Origin of the sequence: Hylemonella sp. W303a, assembly GCF_046452315.1 — a bacterium.
In the GTDB taxonomy this organism is placed as follows: Bacteria; Pseudomonadota; Gammaproteobacteria; order Burkholderiales; family Burkholderiaceae_C; genus Hylemonella.
This window is the reverse complement of record NZ_JBKFDG010000003.1, coordinates 372,781-390,118: the sequence shown is the minus strand read 5'-3', so window position 1 is coordinate 390,118 and position 17,338 is coordinate 372,781. Positions and strand designations below refer to the sequence as shown.

Below are 17,338 nucleotides of genomic sequence, written 5' to 3'. Positions count from 1 at the left end.
TTGCGCGCGGAAGAAGCATCCTTGAAAGCCCCTGATTTTAGGACATGGCCTCTGAACCTCCGTCGGGCCAGCTCTGGCCGCGACGGATCGCTCCGGTTCGCCATGGCGCTTGCCGCGAAGCATTTGAAATAATCCCGGCCATGCCCTCCCCCTCCGCGCCCTGGCGCGCGCGCCTGCCTGCGCTGCTCCCCTTCCTGAACTGGCCTCGCCCCACCGGCGTGCTGCTGCGCGGCGAGGCCTTGGCGGGATTGACCGTGGGCTTGATGCTGATTCCTCAGAGCGTGGCCTACGCCACGCTGGCGGGCATGCCCCCCGTGACCGGCATCTACGCCGCCATCCTGCCAGCCATCCTCGCTGTGCTGTTCAGCTCGTCGACACGCCTGGCCGTCGGCCCCACGGCGCTGACCGGCCTGCTGGTCGGCGCCGGGCTGGCAGGCGCCGTGCCTGGCTTGCAACCAGGTTCGGCGCAATGGGTACAGCTCGCAATGTGGTTGGCGCTGCTGTCGGGTCTGCTGCAATTGCTGCTGGGCTTCATGCGCTTTGGCTGGCTGCTCAACGTGGTCAATGCGCCGGTGCTCACGGCTTTCACCCAGGCTGCGGCGCTGCTGATCATTGGTTCGCAAGTGCGCGCCTTGCTGGGCGTGGGCGCCGCAACGGATGGCCCCTCCGACTGGCTGCCCTGGCTTGCCACACCCCAGAACCTCATCACCGCGATCGACGGGCGCGCCCTGGCCTTTGGCGCGGGCACCCTGGCCTGGCTGTTGCTGGCCCGGCGCTGGCGCCCCGGCTTTCCGGCGGTGCTGGTGGCCGTGCTGGCGACGTCCGGCCTGTCCTATCTGAGCGCTTACGAGGCTTCAGGCGGCGCCGTGGTGGGCGCCCTGCCCGCCGGCCTGCCCTCGCTGGCCCTGCCCGGCTGGCCGGGCTGGAGCGTGTTGGGCACGCTGGTGCTGCCCACGCTGGTGATCACCCTGATCAGCTTCCTGGAAACCGCGTCCAGCGCCAAGGTGGACCACGAGCGCAGCGGCACGCGCTGGAACCAAGATCAAGATTTGATCGGCCAAGGCCTCGGCAAGATCGCCGCCGGCTTCTCGGGGGCCTTCCCGGTCAGCAGTTCCTTCTCGCGCTCCGCGCTCAATTTGTACGCGGGCGCGCGCACCGGCTGGGCCACCGTGTTCAGCGCGGTGGTGGTGCTGCTGGCCTTGCTGTTCTTCATCCCCGTGCTGCACCACGTGCCGCTGTCCGTGCTGGCGGCCATCGTCGTGACCGCGGTGCTCGGCCTCATCAAGCCCCGTGAGTTCGCCCGGTTGTGGCGGGTGGCGCGGGCGGAGGCCTTGATCGCGGCGCTCACGTTCACCGTGACCCTGCTGGCCGCGCCCCAGCTTTACTGGGGCGTGTTGACGGGGGTCGTGCTGTCGCTGGGCCACTTCCTCTACACGCGACTGCACCCGCGCATCATCGAGGTGGGGCTGCACCCTGACGGCAGCCTGCGAGACCGCCATCTCTGGCATCTGCCACCGCTGGCCCCGCACACCGTCGGCCTGCGCATGGACGCTGCCCTGGATTTCGCCAGCGCGGCGGAGTTCGAGCGGGCCATCGTGGAGCACCTGACCGCGCACCCCGACACCCGGCATTTGGTCGTGTTCGCGCAATCCATCAACCGTTTGGACGCGACGGGCGCCGAGACCTTCCTCAAGATCGCCCAGCATCTCCGAGAGCAGCAGGTGGTGCTGCACATCAGCGGCATGAAGCTGCCCGTGGAGCAAACCTTGGCCCGCGCGGGCTGGCGGGCACAAGAACCCGCGCACCGGCTGTACCGCACGGACGCGGAAGCGCTGGCGGCACTCGCTTTGACACGTGGCGAGGGCGAGCCCTGAACCAGGGCGTGGGTCAGCGGCCTTCGGCTACACTCCCGCCCCAATTCGAAACAACCAGGTTCGCGCATGGCGCAGGCCCCCAACACCTCTCTCGCTTTCCCGGTCGCTCGCCCGGAACGCAGCGTCCTGTCGTGCGTGGTTCCCGCCTACAACGAGGCGGGCCACCTGGCCGCGTTCATCGAGGACTTGGCCCAGGCCCTGAAACCGCTGTGCGAGTCCTATGAAATCATCGTCGTGAACGATGGCAGCACGGACAACACGGAGAGCGTGATGGCGTCCCTGCTGCCGCGGCCGGGTCTGCGCTACCTCTCGCTGGCGCGCAACTTCGGCAAGGAAGTGGCCCTGACCGCAGGCATCGAACATGCCCGGGGCGACGCGGTGCTCTTGATTGACGCCGACTACCAGCACCCCTTGGCCCTGCTGCCGGAAATGGTCCGCCTCTGGCGCGAGGGCTACGACATGGTGTACGGCGTGCTGGCCAGCCGCGAGAAGGAAAGCCTTTTGCGACGCTGGGGCGTGGGTGCCTTTTACGGATTGATGGAACTGAGTTCCTCCATCCACATGCCACGCCACGCGGGCGACTTCCGCCTGCTCGACCGCCAGGTCGCCGACGCACTGCGCCAGCTGCCCGAGCGCAACCGCTTCATGAAGGGCCTGTACGCCTGGGTGGGCTACCGCAGCATCGGTCTGCCCTTCACGCCCGCCGAGCGCGCCTCCGGCCAATCCAGCTTCAACTTGCACCGTCTGGCGCAGTTGGCGGTCAATGGGGTCATGGCATTCACCACGTTGCCGCTGCGCATCTGGAGCGGGATTGGGGCGGTGATCTCGTTGATCGCGTTCTTTTATGGCCTTTACATCGTCGTGGAGCACCTGATCTGGGGCAGCGATGTGCGTGGCTGGCCCACGCTGGCAGCGGGGCTGATGTTCTTCTCGGGCATCCAGCTGATTTCGATTGGAATTGTCGGGCAATACCTGAGCCAGGTATACGACGAGGTCAAGCGGCGGCCCCTGTATTTGCTGGCCCGGGACGTGGATGGCGGCGTGGCCGCTCACGCCGATCGACCTGTGTCCCCGAACGCCAGCGGCCCAGGCGGCGCGAAAGAAGGCCGGGGTCCATGATCCCGATCGCCGTCTGCGCCGATGACTACGCGCAGAACGCCGCCATCAGCGCGGGCATTCTGAATCTGCTGGATCAAAAAGCGCTGAGCGCAGCGAGCTGTTTCAGCACGGCACCGTCCTGGCGCGAGCAAGCCGCCCCGGCCCTGCGCGAGCGCATGCAAGCCGGGGTGGACCTCCATCGGCAAGCAGACATTGGCCTGCATTTCAACCTGACGGAGGGTTTTGGCGGCTCGGCCGCGGGGTCCTTGAATGGCTGGATCCTGCGTGGTCTGGTCGGCGAATTGAATCGCCCCACGGTGAGGACGATGATTGCCACCACCCTGCAACGGCAACTCGACGCCTTCGAGCAAGGCGTGGGCCGGACGCCGGATTTCATCGACGGGCATCAACATGTGCACCAGTTTCGCGGCGTGCGCGACCTGCTGTTGGACGTGGTGGCGCAACGTTACCCCCAACGCAATTCGTCCGGCCAGGGCGCGACACAGCCCTGGATACGCAACACGGTCCGCGCGAGCCGGGCCTGGCGTGGCAAGGCCCAGGTGCTGGAGCGCTTGGGCGGGAGCACCCTGGCGAACGAGCTGCTGCGACTTGGCTACGCCAGCAACCACGGCTTTGCCGGCGTCTACGGCTTTGACCGCGCCGACTACGGCGCCTGCTTCGATCAGTGGCTGAAGGCCGCGCAGCCGGGCATGCTGATCATGTGCCACCCGGCCAACCGAGTGCTGGACAGCGGACCACCGGACCTCATCGCCGCCCAACGCGTGGTGGAGCATCGGTATTTCACCTCGTCGGCTTACACCGAAGCACTGCACGCGGCCGGTGTGCAGGTGCAACGTCTGAGCGACCTGCTTCCATGAGCCCCCTGCCCCCGCCCGCCCGCCTGATGAACGACCGCAAGACCTGGGTGCCCATGCTGTTGGCGCTGCTGGCCTGCTTCGCGCTGATGCTGCCCTTGCAGCTGTTCACGCCCATGCACTCGGACGACTACGCCTACACGCACAAGGGCATTACTTGGGCCGCGACGTGGAGGCATTACACGAACTGGAGCGGCCGGCTGGTGGCGGATTTCCTGTCCAGCGCCGTGCTGATCACGCGCAGCCACGCTCTGGCGGCCACCGTCAACACCTTGGCCTTCGTCGCGCTGATCGGTGTGCTGTGGTGGCTGCCGCGCTTTGAACTGTACCGGAGCACCTCCCTTGCCTCTGAACGCGCACGGCGCTCGCGGCCATGGAAGTCGGTTCAGACCTTCGCCTTGCTGTTCCTGCTCTACTGGCTGGGCAACCCCGCATTGGGTGAAATCAATTTCTGGCTCGTTGGATCGGCCAACTATGTGTGGACGAATGTGCTGCACCTGCTTTTTCTGGGCCTGTACCTGCGCGAAGCGCTGGAACCCAAATCCTTACCCTCCGACCGCGCGGGGTGGCCCGTACGCTTCATACTGACCCTGATGCTCGCGCCGATCGCGGGTTGCACGAATGAAAACACCAGCCTGTCCAGCCTGATGCTGATGGGCTTGGTGGGGCTGTATGTGCTCTTCGTGCGGGACGGCGGTCGCTGGCGGGTCTGGCACGCCAAGCTGCTGGCCTTGGGTCTCGCTTTCTCGCTGGGCGCGGCGGCTTTGCTGCTGGCCCCGGGCAATGCGGTCCGCCAACAGATCTACATCCAGTGGAACAAGCTGGGCTGGGATGAGCGCTTCTTGCTGCACTTCACGGAACGCGCGCCCCTGGCCTTGCACCATCTGGGGCTGGTGCTGCTGGCCGCTCTGGTGCTGCTGCTGATCGCCCAGCGCCTCAGGACGGCGGTGGCCAAGCCCCAAGTGGTCATGGCTTGGCTCTTCATGCTGGCTGCGGTCTTTTCACTGGCCATCATGGTCGCCTCGCCTGTGCTGCCGCAGCGCTCGCTCGCGGGCACGCTGGTCTACCTGCTGCTGGTCGTCAGTACCCTGATGCTCTGGTGGGAGCGGCAAGAGATCGGCACCGTTCCCAGCCGCCTGCGCCAGGGCCTGCATGCCTGCACCGCCGCGTTGGCACTGGTCTTTGCCCTCTCTTACGGACTGATGCTGCGCGCCTACCACCAGGTCGCTGAGCAGAACGCCGTGCGCCAGCAGATCATCCACGACGGCATGGCGCGGGGCGACGTCTACATTTTCATTCCCAAATACCACTGGCTGCCCTTGCTGCGCGATGAGTCCGAGCCCTTCTCCGAGTTCTTCAACGACGAGATGGTGAGCTGGTTCGAGGGCACCTGGTCCCCCATCCGTCAATTTGACGCGACCGGCCCCTACCGCACGATCGAGCAGGCACGGGCCATGCTGACACCCGACGAGCAAGCCGAGCAGCAGGCCATGGAAGCCTGGGGCCGGGAGATCCGAAAAAGGCCACGCTGATGTCGCGCCTGATCCGAGTCGCGCGACTCGCCCGACAGTTATCCTTGTTCGTCGCCGTGGGCACGGGCGCCGCGCTCACCCATTGGGGCGTGACGGTGCTGCTGGTCTCGCAGTTCGCCTGGACCCCGGCGCTGGCCAATGGGGCCGGATGGCTGATCGCCTTCATGGTGTCGTTCGCCGGCCATCACTTCCTGACCTTCCGCGCCGCCCAAGCCCCCTGGGGCGTGGCGGCACGCCGCCTCTTCCTGATCTCGGCCAGCAATTTCGCGCTCAACGAAATCGTCTACGTGGCGCTGCTGCACAGCACTGAACTGCCTTACGACGGCTTGCTGGCCGGCATCCTGGTTGTGCAGGCCGTGCTGACCTTTCTCGCCAGCCGCTACTGGGCGTTCCGGTCCGCGTCCCGGCCCGAAACGCCGTGAAGCGCCGTGAAGCCCCATGAAGCGCTTCAAGCACTCCGCATAATCCGCCCATGCTGTTTCTCCTCTCCCCCGCCAAATCCCTGGACTACGACAGCCCGGTTGCCGCTGCGTTGCCGCACAGCCAGCCCCTGTTCGCCCAACAGGCCGCCGCGCTGATCCAAGTCCTGCGCGGCTACTCGCCCCAAGAGATCGCCAGCCTCATGGACCTGAGCGATGCGCTGTCTCAACTGAACGTGGCCCGGTACGCGGCCTGGTCGCCCAAGTTCACGGCGAAGAATTCGCGCCAGGCCGTGCTGGCCTTCAACGGCGACGTGTACGAAGGGCTGGACGCGAAGACCCTCCCACCCGAAACCCTGGATTGGATGCAAGACCATGTCTGCATCCTCAGTGGCCTTTACGGTGTGTTGCGTCCCTTGGACTGGATGCAACCTTACCGCCTCGAAATGGGCACGACCCTGCCAACTCACAAGAACGGCAAAGCCTGCAAGAACCTCTACCAGTTCTGGGGCAGCACGATCGCCGAGCACCTGAACGGGCGACTCGCCGGGGAGAAGAACCCCATCGTCGTCAACCTGGCCTCACAGGAGTACTTCAAGTCCGTGGACCGCAAGGTGCTGCAGGCCCGCGTGATCGAGTGCGTGTTCGAGGACTACAAAGGCGGCACCTACAAGGTGATCAGCTTCAACGCCAAGCGCGCGCGTGGCCTGATGGCCCGTTATGCCGCCAGCAAGCGCGTCACCACGCCCAAGCAACTCGAGAAGTTCAAGGTGGACGGCTACACCTTCGACGCGGCAGCGTCCGAGCCGGACCGCCTGGTGTTCCGCCGCCGCGTCCAGGACTGATCCTCATGGCCATGACCCCATCCGCCCCCAAGCCCGAGGACTCCCAGCTCGGCAAGACCTCGGCCTACAAGGACCAGTATGACCCTGGCCTGCTTTTCCCGCTGCCGCGCGCGACCAAGCGCGAAGAAATTGGTATCCCCCAGCTGAAGAAAGGAAGCACCCTGCCTTTCCTGGGCGCCGACCTCTGGACGGCTTATGAACTGAGCTGGCTCAACGCGCGCGGCAAGCCACAGGTGGCCATCGCGCACATCACCGTGCCTTGCGAGACGCCCAACATCGTCGAGAGCAAATCTTTCAAGCTCTACCTCAACAGTTTCAACAACACCCAGTTCGCCGACGTGGACGAGGTGAAGGTCCGACTGCGCGTGGATTTGAGCGAGGCCGTCTGGCGTGGCTCGGGCAAGTCCGGCTTCGTGGGCCTGCGCCTGCTCACGCCCGAGCAGTTCGACCAGGAGCCCATTCACGAACTCGATGGCCTGAGCCTCGACCGTCTGGACGTGGAGTGCACGCAGTACCAACCCGCGCCGGAGCTGCTGAGCGCGGCCTTCGACGAGCAACCGGTGACGGAAACGCTGACCAGCAGCCTGCTCAAGAGCAACTGCCTGGTGACCGGTCAACCCGACTGGGGCAGCGTGCAGATCAGCTACAGCGGCCCGCAGATCGACCAGGCCGGCCTGCTGCAGTACCTGGTGAGCTTCCGCCAGCACAACGAATTCCACGAGCAATGCGTGGAACGCATCTACATGGACGTGATGCGGCGCTGCAAGCCGACCAAGCTGACGGTCTACGCGCGCTACACGCGCCGCGGTGGCCTGGACATCAACCCCTGGCGCAGCAGCCACCCGCAGACCTTGCCGCCGAACGTGCGCACGGCGCGTCAGTGAACAGGCCCTAGCGCTTCCCCGGCTCCCCGCCCTTGCCGGTCAAAGCCGCGAAAGATCGGATGAGGTCGCCCACCAGCTTGCGTTGCGGGGGCGGCAGGTTCAGAAAGGCCTCGAAGGTCTCGCGCTCCGTGTAACCCACGCCCTCTTCCCAGCGCCGTTCACGGGCTTGCAAGCGCGTTTGTGATTGAACTCCGAAGCGCAGGACGCTGGGCTCGACCCGCAGCAGTTCGGCCAGCACCACCAACTTGTCCTGGGCGGGAATCGCCTCGCCCTTCAACCAGCGCGACACCGCCTGAAAGGTGACCGAGCGTCCCCAGTAGCGGCTGTTGAACAAGTTCAACAGCACGCTGGGCCGGGGATCCAGCCCCGCCGCCGCCATGGCCTCGCGCAGGCGCCGGGCGAATTCGAGCTTGTTGTCCATGCCCTGAAACTAAATTTCGATGGCATGGGAAATGCACTAACTGTTGAATTGAAAATTCAATTAGAAGTTTCATTCGCACGGGACCGTGAGGTTGGAGCCCCGTGCGAGACGGCCCTGAAGAACGGATCAGCCTCGGGCCAGCGCAGCAAAGCGCCAGCCCACGCGCATCACCAAGGTCTCGCCGGAACCCAGGACGCGCAGACCCGGGCGCCCCGGCAAGTGGAAGGCGTCGATGGGTTGGGTGATGGGCTCGAAGCAGAAGGCCGGTCCTTGCGGTGGGCGATAGATGAGGCAGTAATGCGACGCCGCGCCGCCGTCCGCGTCGAAGTCGGGCATGTGGGCCGTCAAGGCAAGGCCGTGCTCAGGCCACTCGATGCGGGCTTGACCGCCCCAGCCGGTGTAGCCGTTGTCGATCAAGCTTCCGTGGGCCGAGATGCCTTGGTTCAGATCCCAACCTTGCGGGAACTGCGCCGTGTGGCCCACGGGCAAGGGGTCTTGGCCACTGAGCCAAACGCCCTGCACGGGCGCCGTGATGCGCGTCTGGGGCGTGCGCGGGAACCACGGGTGCAGGCCAATGCCATAGGGCAAGGGCGATGCGCCCAGGTGGCGCAAGCGCACTTGCTGGTCCAAGCCCCCCTCCACCAAGCGGAAGGTTTGAACGGCTTCGTAGTCGTAGGGATTGCCTTGGAAGCCGCGCGAATGCAGGGTCATCTCCAGGGTGTCGGGCGCGGGCTGGCTCAGGGTCCAAGGCTGCAGCCATCCATCGCCATGGATGGGGTAGGGCTCGCCCGCGCGGTTGGGCTGCATGGCGTGGAAACGGCCCTCGTGTTCAAAACCGCCACCGCTGATGCGATTCGACCAAGGCACCATGGCGAAGGAGGCCAGCTGGTACAGATCCGGGGTGCGGCCGTCCCAGGGCCGCCAGAGGTCAAGTCGGCCTTGCGGGGCCGAGGGCAGATCGACCTGCCATGCGGCGACGCTACCGCCGAGGCTGGGAACCAGGCCCAGATGCTGCCCGGCGTGGTTCAACCAAACGATGGGATGCGTGGAGTGGCTCATGCATGCACTTTCATCAAAAAATAGGACAAGGGAAAGAGGGAAATCAGGTGGGAACAGAGCGGCGGGCCGACGGACCATGCACGCGCCTTGCGCGATGCGCGAACCCACCCCGTCGCATGCGGGAACTACCCGCCGTAGAGGTGCGCCGGCAGACCCGGGCTGTCCAGCTCCACCGCGAACAGCCCGCCGGCCAGGGGCTCGGCCGCCAGCTGCGCGGGGCCCATGCCGACCCGCGCGGTGGAGATGTAGAGGGTGCGCAGATCGGGGCCACCAAAGGCGCAGTTGGTGACTTGGCTGGTGGGCAAGGTGACACGACCCAATTCCTCGGCGGTGTGCGGGTCATGGCAACTCACGCAGGCGCCGCCCCAATGGGCGATCCAGAGGCGGCCCAGCGCGTCGGTGGTCATGCCGTCGGGCAGGCCCTCCCCTGCCGCGAATTGCTTCCACAGAACCTTGTTGGACAGCGTGCCCGCGACGGGGTCGCTGTCGTAGCGGTAGACGCGGCCTTGCACCGTGTCATTGAAGTACAGGTGACGCCGCCGCCCGATATCGCCCCCAGCCCAGGTCGGACCATTGGTGACGGCAAAGCCGTCTTCATGGCGGGTGCAGCGGCCATCTGGGTCCAGGCGGTAGAGCGCGCCAGTGGAGGCCACGCAGGCAAAGTCCATGGAGCCCGCCCAAAAACGCCCCTGGGCGTCACATTTGCCGTCGTTGAAACGGTTGCCCGTGCGCTCGGGTTCGGGTTGCTGCAGGTAGCGGGGCTCGCCACCGACCGCCGGATCGAACAAGGCATAGCCCCTGCGCAAGGTCACGACCAGACCGGGGGCGCGGGCGCGTTCGGCCAGGGCGGAGATTTCCTCGGCAAAGGTCCAGTGGGCTTGCGCCCCGGTTCGCGGGTCCCAGCGGTGCAATTGGCGCGACAAGATGTCCACCCAGTACAGCGCCTGTTCCCGTACCGACCAGAGCAGCCCCTCGCCGAGTTCGGCACCCGCCGCCTGCACGCAACGCAGTTCGCCGATCACGGGGGCCACGGATTCAGGCCGCCAGGGGGCGGCAGTGGGAATGTCCTGGGCAGGCATGCAGGTCTCCATCTTTGTTTTTCGCCAAGTCCGGCATGGCTCCGGTGTTGGCCTCTTGACACAGCCCATCTTATCAACGCACATTAATATACGGAATCCTTTTTTTTACTATTTATTGATATTTTTATTGATATGTCATCCAGCATCTCGACCCCAACGACCTCCCAGTTTTCCCGTTTCCCCAGCCTGAAAGACCGTGCCGTCTTCATCACGGGCGGCGGCAGCGGCATCGGCGCAGCCATCGTGAGCGCCTTCGCCGAACAAGGAGCGCGCGTGGCCTTCGTGGACGTGGCCCGTGACGCCAGTGAAAAACTGGCCGAGCAAGTGGCCCAGGCCGGGCATGCCCGACCCTGGTGGCGGGTCTGCGACGTGCGCGACGTGCGCGCACTGCAATCGGCGATTCAAGACGCCGCGAAGGAATTGGGCGACTTCTCGGCCCTGGTCAACAACGTGGCCAACGACGACCGCCACACGCTGGAGTCCGTGACACCCGAGTACTACGACGAGCGCATGGCGATCAATGAACGTCCAGCCTTCTTCGCCATCCAGGCCGTGGTGCCGGGCATGCGCCGCTTGGGGGCGGGTTCGGTGATCAACCTGGGCTCCACGGGCTGGCAGGGCAAGGGCGGCGCCTACCCCTGCTACGCCATCGCCAAGTCCTCGGTGAATGGCCTGACGCGCGGGCTGGCCAAGCCCCTGGGGCGTGACCGCATCCGCATCAACACCGTCTCGCCTGGCTGGGTGATGACCGAGCGCCAGATCAAGCTCTGGCTGGACGCGGAAGGCGAGCAGGAAATCCAGCGCAACCAGTGCCTGCCCGACAAGCTGCAACCGCACGACATCGCGCGCATGGTGCTCTTCCTGGCCTCGGACGACGCAGCCATGTGCACGGCGCAGGAATTCAAGGTGGACGCTGGCTGGGTGTGATTCGGCTCACCCGGATGAGGGCAACGCTCAGTCCGGGTCCAGGCGGCGCCCGTACTGGGCCTGGCTGGTCTGCTTGATGGCCTTCATCATCACCTTGGCCGCGGGCGAGAGCAGGCGGTCGGTGCGGGTGATGATGCCGAAATCGTCCATGTGACAAGGCAGGTCGATGGGCAGGATCGACATGATGCCGTGCGCGGCGTAGTACTGCGCCACGTCAACCGCCAGCACGGCCACCATGTCACTCTGCTGCAGCATGCGGGTGATGAAGAGCAGCGACGAGGTCTCGACGATGTTGAGCGGCGGTGCCAGGCCCTCCTGCTGGAACATCAGGTCAAAGCGGTGCCGCAACACGCTGCCCGAGGGCGGAAGAATCCAACCGGCTGACACGACGTCACGCAAGGTCAGCCCGCTCATGCCCAGCAAGGCGTGACCCGGCCGGGCCACCGCGCAGACCTGCTCGCTGGTCAAGGGCTCGTAACGCAGATGCGCCTTGTCGTGCTCGGCGAACAGCCGCCCTACCAGAATGTCCAGCCGTCCCTGCTCCAGCCGCTCCAGCAGCACCGGGCTGGTCTCGATGTCCAGCGACACCCGCAGGCTGGGATGCTCCTGTTTGACCAAGGCCACCGCCGCCGGCAACACCCGCAGGCCGGGCGAGGTGATCGCGCCGACCCCGACTTGGCCGAAATGCCCGGTCTTGAGCGCGCCCAGTTCGTCATGCGCTTGGTTCAGACTGGCCAAGGCCATGCGGGCATGCCGGATCATGGTTTCCCCGTACCACGTGGGCCGCATGCCGCGCGGCAGGCGTTCGAACAGCGGCACTTCCAGCACGTCCTCCAAGTCCTTGAGCAGCTTGGAAGCTGCGGGCTGGGTCATGCTGAGCACCTGCGCGGCCCGGTGGATATTGCCCTCTTCGGCCAAGGCCACCAGCAGCAGCAGTTGGCGGGTCTTGAGGCGGGCGCGGATGAACCAATGGTTGTAAGTACTCATCTGGTTTTCCAGAATGCAGATAGTGATATCTATTTTGCATAAAAATCTATTGGATTGATATTAAAAACATCCATAGACTCCGCTTCCACATTCAGTAAACGGCCCGACCCCTCCATGAAACGCGGTGACACCCAGCCCACACCCCGCCACTACATCAACGGGCGTTGGGTGAGCGGCAGCACCACGGGCACGAGCATCAACCCCTCGGACACGCGGGAAGTGGTGGCCGAATACGCCCGGGCCGACCGCAACCAGGCCGAGGAAGCCATCCGGGCCGCGGCCGACGCCCTGCCGTCCTGGAGCCTGAGCACCCCTCAACGCCGTGCCGATGCGCTGGACCAGATCGGCAGCGAGATCCTGGCGCGCAAGGACGAACTGGGCACCCTGCTGGCGCGCGAGGAAGGCAAGACCCTGCCCGAAGCCATCGGCGAGGTGGCCCGTGCCGGGCAAATTTTCAAGTTCTTCGCGGGCGAGGCGCTGCGCGTGCCCGGCGACACCATCGCCTCGGTGCGCCCCGGCGTGCAGGTGGACGTGACCCGTGAGCCCGTGGGGGTGGTGGGGCTGATCACGCCCTGGAATTTCCCTTTCGCGATTCCGGCCTGGAAGATCGCGCCCGCGCTGGCCTACGGCAACACCGTGGTGTTCAAACCGGCCGAGCTGGTGCCTGCCTGCGGCTGGGCCCTGACCGACATCATCAGCCGCTGCGGACTGCCTGCGGGGGTCTTCAATCTGGTGATGGGCAGCGGCCGTGAAGTGGGCCAAACCCTCGTGGACCATCCCCTGGTCAACGCACTGAGCTTCACCGGCTCGGTGCCCACCGGCGAACGCATCCTGCAGGCGGCCAGCGCTCGGCGTGCCAAGGTGCAATTGGAAATGGGCGGCAAGAACCCGCTGGTGGTGCTGGCCGACGCCGATCTGGAGCAGGCCGTGGACTGCGCGCTGCAAGGCGCGTATTTCTCCACCGGGCAGCGCTGCACCGCGTCCAGCCGCCTGATCGTGGAAGCCAAGGTGCATGACGCCTTCGTGGCGCGGCTGCGCCAGCGCCTGGTGGACCTCAAGGTCGGCCATGCGCTGGAGCGCGGCATCGAGATGGGCCCCGTGGTGGATAAGAATCAGCTCGACCAAGACCTCGCCTATGTCGAGATCGCACGCAACGAAGGCGCCGAACAGGTCTGGGGCGGCGAACGGTTGGAACGGCCCACACCCGGCCACTACATGAGCCCGGCTCTGTTTCTGGCGCGGCCCGAGCACCGCATCGCGCGCGAGGAAGTATTCGGCCCCGTGGCCTGCGTGCTGCGCGCGGAGGACTACGACCACGCCCTGACGCTGGCCAACGACACGCCCTTCGGTTTGTGCGCCGGGATCTGCACGACCTCGCTCAAGCACGCCATGCACTTCAAGCGGCACGCCGATGTCGGCATGACCATGGTCAACCTGCCCACCGCGGGCGTGGATTTCCATGTGCCCTTTGGAGGCCGCAAGGCTTCCAGCCACGGGCCACGCGAGCAAGGCCGTTACGCCGCCGAGTTTTTCACCACGGTCAAGACCGGTTACATGCTGGCCTGATCTTTTTTTCTCACTTCAACAACCAGGAGACAAAACCATGAGACTCAACCGCCGCATCCTCACCTTGGCCTTGGCCTGCGCGCCACTGGCCGCCCTGCCCACGGGCGCTTGGGCGCAAAAACCGCTCGTCATGGGCTTCAGCCAAGTCGGTGCCGAGAGTGAGTGGCGCACGGCCAACACCGAGTCGATCAAATCGGCGGCGAAGGAAGCGGGCATCGAACTCAAGTTCTCCGACGCCCAGCAAAAGCAGGAAAACCAGATCAAGGCCATCCGTTCCTTCATCGCGCAGAAGGTGGACGTGATCGCCTTCTCGCCCGTGGTCGAGTCGGGCTGGGAGCCGGTGCTGCGCGAAGCCAAGGCCGCCAAGATCCCGGTGATCTTGACCGACCGCGCGGTCAATGTGAAGGACACCTCCCTGTACGTGACCTTCATCGGCTCCGACTTCGTGGAAGAAGGCCGCAAGGCCGGCCGCTGGCTGGTCGAGAAGATGAAGAACGAAAAGGGCCAGGTCAACATCGTCGAGCTGCAAGGCACCGTGGGCTCGGCCCCCGCGATCGACCGCAAGAAGGGCTTCGAGGAAATCATCAAGGCCGATCCGAAGTTCAAGATCATCCGCTCGCAAACCGGTGACTTCACCCGCGCCAAGGGCAAGGAAGTCATGGAAGCCTTCCTGAAGGCCGAGGGCAAGAAGATCAACGTGCTGTACGCGCACAACGACGACATGGCCATCGGCGCGATCCAGGCGATCGAAGAGGCGGGCCTGAAGCCGGCCAAGGACATCGTCATCATCTCGATCGACGCCGTGAAGGGCGCCTTCGAGGCCATGATCGCGGGCAAGCTCAACGTGAGCGTGGAATGCAGCCCGCTGCTGGGCCCGCAGCTGATGGCCGCCGCCAAGGACATCAAGGCGGGCAAGCCGGTGCAAAAGCGCATCGTGACCCAGGAAGGCATTTTCCCCATGGAAATCGCCGCCCAGGAATTCCCCAAGCGCAAGTACTGATCGAGCGATCGGCTGATCGCTCACGGGCCTGACCCGAGGCCGCCGACCCTCTCGGCGGTTTCCCCTCGCGCGGGCCCAAGGCCCTGTCCACGCCATTCAGCGCGGCGGGGCCACGCACCATGAACAAGCAGGAGACACACACATGAAACGAACCACCCTTCAGGCCCTGGTGGCCACCCTGGCTTTGGGCACCTTGGGTGCTCTCGGCCTCGCGCACACCGCGTCCGCTCAAGACAAGGGCAGCATCGGCATTTCGATGCCCACCAAGTCTTCGTCGCGCTGGATCGCCGACGGCGACAACATGGTCAAGGTGCTGAAGGCACGCGGCTACCGCACGGAACTGCAATACGCGGAAGACGACATTCCGAATCAGCTGGCCCAGATCGAAAACATGATCACCAAAGGCGTGAAAGTCCTGGTGATCGCCTCCATCGACGGCACCACGCTGTCGCGCGTGTTGCAGAACGCCGCCGACAAGGGCATCAAGGTCATCGCCTACGACCGCCTGATCAAGGGCTCGAAGAACGTGGACTACTACGCCACCTTCGACAACTTCCAGGTCGGCGTGCTGCAGGCCACCTCCATCGTGGACAAGCTGGGCCTGAAGCAAGGCAAGGGCCCGTTCAACATCGAACTCTTCGGCGGCTCGCCCGACGACAACAACGCCTACTTCTTCTATGACGGCGCCATGAGCGTGCTGCAGCCCTACATCGACAGCGGAAAGCTGGTGGTGCGCAGCAAGCAGACGGGCATGAACAAGGTCGGCACGCTGCGCTGGGACGGCGCGGTCGCGCAGGCACGCATGGACAACCTGCTGTCCGCCTTCTACGGCAAGGACAAGGTCCACGCCGTGTTGTCACCCTATGACGGCCTGTCGATCGGCATCCTGTCCTCGCTCAAGGGCGTGGGCTACTGCACGGCGCAGCAACCTTGCCCGGTGGTCAGCGGCCAGGACGCGGAGATCCCGTCCGTCAAGTCCATCCTCAAGGGCGAGCAACATTCCACCGTGTTCAAGGACACGCGGGAGCTGGCCAAGGTCGCCGCCAACATGGTCGACGCCGTGCTTTCGGGCAAAACCCCCGAGATCAACGACACCAAGACCTACAACAACGGCGTGAAGGTCGTGCCCTCCTACCTGCTCAAGCCGGTGGCGGTGGACGCTTCCAACTGGAAGCAGGTGCTGGTGGGCAGCGGTTACTACACCGAAGCCCAACTCAAGTAAGACCGCATACCTGACCGACGGAGCGTTCGTCTCATGCTGCTCGAGATGCGGGACATCCGCAAGACCTTCGCAGGCGTGGTCGCCCTGGACCGGGTGAACCTTCGGGTCCAGGCCGGCGAGATCCATGCCATCGTCGGCGAAAACGGCGCGGGCAAGTCCACGCTGATGAAGGTGCTGTCCGGCATCCATCCGCATGGCAGCTACGACGGTTCGATCCGCTTCGACGGTCAGGAGCGCCGCTTTGAAGGCATCCGCGACAGCGAGCGTCTGGGGATCATCATCATCCACCAGGAGCTGGCCCTGGTGCCTCTGCTCTCCATCGCCGAGAACATCTTCCTCGGCAAGGAAACAGCGCGCCACGGCGTGATCGACTGGATGGTCGCTCACGCCAAGACCCAGGCCGTGCTCAAGAAGGTCGGCCTGCGCGAACCCTCGGACGCGCTCGTGGGTCAGCTGGGCATCGGCAAACAACAGTTGGTGGAAATCGCCAAGGCGTTGTCGCGCGAGGTCAAGCTGTTGATCCTGGACGAGCCGACCGCGAGCTTGAACGAAGAGGACAGCCAGGCCCTGCTCGACCTGTTGCTGGAACTCAAGGGACAGGGCATCACCTGCATCCTGATCTCGCACAAGCTCAACGAGATCGCGCGCGTTGCGGACGCCATCACCGTGCTGCGCGACGGCAGCACGGTGGAGACGCTGGACTGCCGCGCAGGCCCGGTGAGCGAAGACCGCGTGATCCAGGCCATGGTCGGCCGCAAGATGGAAGACCGTTACCCGCGCCGCCAGCCCCGCATCGGTGAAACCGCCTTCGAGGTACGCGATTGGCATGTGCACCATCCCGAGCGCGGCGACGCCTTCATCAAGGGCGTCAACCTGCAGGTCAAGCGCGGCGAGATCGTGGGCATTGCCGGGCTGATGGGCGCAGGCCGCACCGAACTGGCCATGAGCATCTTCGGACGTTCCTGGGGCCAGCGCATCAGCGGCCAAGTGCTGCTCAACGGACAAGCCATCGACGTGAGCACGGTGGGCAAGGCCATTCGCCACGGCCTGGCCTACCTCACCGAGGACCGCAAGGGCTACGGCCTGGTGCTCGATGAAGACATCCGTTTCAATGTTCCGCTGGCCCGCCTTGAAGGCGTCTCGCGCGCCACCGTGATCGACGACGCACGCGAACATCAGATCGCGCAGGACTACCGGCAAAGGCTGCGCATCCGTTGCGCGGGTGTGGACCAGAAGACGGTGCACCTCTCGGGCGGCAACCAGCAAAAGGTGGTGTTGAGCAAGTGGCTCTTCACCAACCCCGAGGTGCTCATCCTCGACGAGCCCACGCGCGGCATCGACGTGGGCGCCAAGTACGAAATCTATACCCTCATCGCGCAGCTGGCCCAGGAGGGCAAGTGCGTGATCGTGATCTCCTCCGAGCTTCCCGAGCTGCTTGGCATCTCGGACCGGATCTACGTGATGGACGAGGGCCGCTTCGTCGCCGAGATGCCCACGGCCGAAGCCTCCCAGGAAAAGATCATGCGAGCCATCGTGAAAACCGCCTGACC

At 65.2% G+C, this 17,338-nt stretch carries 16 protein-coding genes; 12 read left to right on the top strand and 4 right to left on the bottom strand.

All coding sequences use genetic code 11. The features are described from left to right. Window positions 1-140: 140 nt before the first annotated feature. The 7 genes from ACLBKS_RS08070 to queF all read left to right on the top strand — a co-directional run bounded on the left by ACLBKS_RS08070 (window position 141) and on the right by queF (window position 7,527). Window positions 141-1,874, top strand: a complete 1,734-nt coding sequence (locus ACLBKS_RS08070; protein ID WP_410192271.1) for a SulP family inorganic anion transporter — start codon at window positions 141-143, stop codon at window positions 1,872-1,874. 66 nt (window positions 1,875-1,940) lie between these two features. Then, window positions 1,941-2,993, top strand: a complete 1,053-nt coding sequence (locus ACLBKS_RS08065) for a glycosyltransferase (RefSeq protein ID WP_410192270.1) — start codon at window positions 1,941-1,943, stop codon at window positions 2,991-2,993. Then, window positions 2,990-3,850 (top strand): ChbG/HpnK family deacetylase, encoded by an 861-nt coding sequence (locus ACLBKS_RS08060; protein ID WP_410192269.1) that lies wholly within the window; start codon window positions 2,990-2,992, stop codon window positions 3,848-3,850. Before ACLBKS_RS08065 ends, ACLBKS_RS08060 begins: the two co-directional genes overlap by 4 nt. Next, window positions 3,847-5,379, top strand: coding sequence for a DUF6056 family protein (locus ACLBKS_RS08055; protein ID WP_410192268.1), 1,533 nt, complete (start codon window positions 3,847-3,849; stop codon window positions 5,377-5,379). The genes ACLBKS_RS08060 and ACLBKS_RS08055 overlap by 4 nt, the downstream gene beginning before the upstream one ends. Beyond that, window positions 5,379-5,801: a GtrA family protein gene (locus ACLBKS_RS08050; protein ID WP_410192267.1), complete on the top strand. Its 423-nt coding sequence runs from the start codon at window positions 5,379-5,381 to the stop codon at window positions 5,799-5,801. Before ACLBKS_RS08055 ends, ACLBKS_RS08050 begins: the two co-directional genes overlap by 1 nt. Before the next feature lie 50 nt (window positions 5,802-5,851). Then, on the top strand, window positions 5,852-6,643 hold the full coding sequence (yaaA, locus tag ACLBKS_RS08045) for a peroxide stress protein YaaA (protein ID WP_410192266.1): 792 nt from the start codon (window positions 5,852-5,854) through the stop codon (window positions 6,641-6,643). Between the two features lie 5 nt (window positions 6,644-6,648). Continuing rightward, on the top strand, window positions 6,649-7,527 hold the full coding sequence (gene queF / locus ACLBKS_RS08040) for an NADPH-dependent 7-cyano-7-deazaguanine reductase QueF (RefSeq protein WP_410192265.1): 879 nt from the start codon (window positions 6,649-6,651) through the stop codon (window positions 7,525-7,527). A 7-nt stretch (window positions 7,528-7,534) separates the two neighbouring features. On the opposite strand, the gene ACLBKS_RS08035 is transcribed toward queF, so the two are convergent. The 3 genes from ACLBKS_RS08035 to ACLBKS_RS08025 form a co-directional block, all read right to left on the bottom strand. Then, on the bottom strand, window positions 7,535-7,948 hold the full coding sequence (locus ACLBKS_RS08035; protein WP_410192264.1) for a transcriptional regulator: 414 nt from the start codon (window positions 7,946-7,948) through the stop codon (window positions 7,535-7,537). Window positions 7,949-8,074: 126 nt separating this feature from the next. Beyond that, window positions 8,075-9,007, bottom strand: coding sequence for an aldose 1-epimerase (locus tag ACLBKS_RS08030; protein WP_410192263.1), 933 nt, complete (start codon window positions 9,005-9,007; stop codon window positions 8,075-8,077). A 125-nt stretch (window positions 9,008-9,132) separates the two neighbouring features. Further along, window positions 9,133-10,086 (bottom strand): SMP-30/gluconolactonase/LRE family protein, encoded by a 954-nt coding sequence (locus tag ACLBKS_RS08025; RefSeq protein WP_410192262.1) that lies wholly within the window; start codon window positions 10,084-10,086, stop codon window positions 9,133-9,135. 132 nt (window positions 10,087-10,218) lie between these two features. Between ACLBKS_RS08025 and ACLBKS_RS08020 the strand changes: the two genes are divergently transcribed. Continuing rightward, window positions 10,219-11,013, top strand: coding sequence for an SDR family NAD(P)-dependent oxidoreductase (locus ACLBKS_RS08020; RefSeq protein ID WP_410192261.1), 795 nt, complete (start codon window positions 10,219-10,221; stop codon window positions 11,011-11,013). Window positions 11,014-11,040: 27 nt separating this feature from the next. On the opposite strand, the gene ACLBKS_RS08015 is transcribed toward ACLBKS_RS08020, so the two are convergent. Next, complete coding sequence (locus ACLBKS_RS08015; protein ID WP_410192260.1) at window positions 11,041-12,000, bottom strand: LysR family transcriptional regulator; 960 nt, start codon at window positions 11,998-12,000, stop codon at window positions 11,041-11,043. 114 nt (window positions 12,001-12,114) lie between these two features. Between ACLBKS_RS08015 and ACLBKS_RS08010 the strand changes: the two genes are divergently transcribed. The 4 genes from ACLBKS_RS08010 to mmsA all read left to right on the top strand — a co-directional run bounded on the left by ACLBKS_RS08010 (window position 12,115) and on the right by mmsA (window position 17,336). Next, complete coding sequence (locus ACLBKS_RS08010) at window positions 12,115-13,566, top strand: aldehyde dehydrogenase family protein (protein ID WP_410192259.1); 1,452 nt, start codon at window positions 12,115-12,117, stop codon at window positions 13,564-13,566. A gap of 37 nt (window positions 13,567-13,603) precedes the next feature. Further along, window positions 13,604-14,566 carry an ABC transporter substrate-binding protein gene (locus ACLBKS_RS08005; RefSeq protein WP_410192258.1) on the top strand — a complete coding sequence of 321 codons (963 nt, stop codon included), beginning with the start codon at window positions 13,604-13,606 and terminating at the stop codon, window positions 14,564-14,566. A 142-nt stretch (window positions 14,567-14,708) separates the two neighbouring features. Beyond that, window positions 14,709-15,788, top strand: a complete 1,080-nt coding sequence (gene chvE, locus ACLBKS_RS08000; RefSeq protein WP_410192257.1) for a multiple monosaccharide ABC transporter substrate-binding protein — start codon at window positions 14,709-14,711, stop codon at window positions 15,786-15,788. A 33-nt stretch (window positions 15,789-15,821) separates the two neighbouring features. After that, complete coding sequence (gene mmsA / locus ACLBKS_RS07995) at window positions 15,822-17,336, top strand: multiple monosaccharide ABC transporter ATP-binding protein (RefSeq protein ID WP_410192256.1); 1,515 nt, start codon at window positions 15,822-15,824, stop codon at window positions 17,334-17,336. Window positions 17,337-17,338: the final 2 nt, after the last annotated feature.

Coding starts and splice junctions, on each gene's coding strand:
- ACLBKS_RS08005 (WP_410192258.1), top strand. CDS start 13,604: ATGAGACTCAACCGCCGCATCCTCACCTTGGCCTTGGCCTGCGCGCCA.
- ACLBKS_RS08015 (WP_410192260.1), bottom strand. CDS start 12,000: ATGAGTACTTACAACCATTGGTTCATCCGCGCCCGCCTCAAGACCCGC.
- yaaA (WP_410192266.1), top strand. CDS start 5,852: ATGCTGTTTCTCCTCTCCCCCGCCAAATCCCTGGACTACGACAGCCCG.
- ACLBKS_RS08020 (WP_410192261.1), top strand. CDS start 10,219: ATGTCATCCAGCATCTCGACCCCAACGACCTCCCAGTTTTCCCGTTTC.
- chvE (WP_410192257.1), top strand. CDS start 14,709: ATGAAACGAACCACCCTTCAGGCCCTGGTGGCCACCCTGGCTTTGGGC.
- ACLBKS_RS08030 (WP_410192263.1), bottom strand. CDS start 9,007: ATGAGCCACTCCACGCATCCCATCGTTTGGTTGAACCACGCCGGGCAG.
- ACLBKS_RS08010 (WP_410192259.1), top strand. CDS start 12,115: ATGAAACGCGGTGACACCCAGCCCACACCCCGCCACTACATCAACGGG.
- ACLBKS_RS08070 (WP_410192271.1), top strand. CDS start 141: ATGCCCTCCCCCTCCGCGCCCTGGCGCGCGCGCCTGCCTGCGCTGCTC.
- queF (WP_410192265.1), top strand. CDS start 6,649: ATGGCCATGACCCCATCCGCCCCCAAGCCCGAGGACTCCCAGCTCGGC.
- ACLBKS_RS08065 (WP_410192270.1), top strand. CDS start 1,941: ATGGCGCAGGCCCCCAACACCTCTCTCGCTTTCCCGGTCGCTCGCCCG.
- mmsA (WP_410192256.1), top strand. CDS start 15,822: ATGCTGCTCGAGATGCGGGACATCCGCAAGACCTTCGCAGGCGTGGTC.
- ACLBKS_RS08035 (WP_410192264.1), bottom strand. CDS start 7,948: ATGGACAACAAGCTCGAATTCGCCCGGCGCCTGCGCGAGGCCATGGCG.
- ACLBKS_RS08060 (WP_410192269.1), top strand. CDS start 2,990: ATGATCCCGATCGCCGTCTGCGCCGATGACTACGCGCAGAACGCCGCC.
- ACLBKS_RS08050 (WP_410192267.1), top strand. CDS start 5,379: ATGTCGCGCCTGATCCGAGTCGCGCGACTCGCCCGACAGTTATCCTTG.
- ACLBKS_RS08055 (WP_410192268.1), top strand. CDS start 3,847: ATGAGCCCCCTGCCCCCGCCCGCCCGCCTGATGAACGACCGCAAGACC.
- ACLBKS_RS08025 (WP_410192262.1), bottom strand. CDS start 10,086: ATGCCTGCCCAGGACATTCCCACTGCCGCCCCCTGGCGGCCTGAATCC.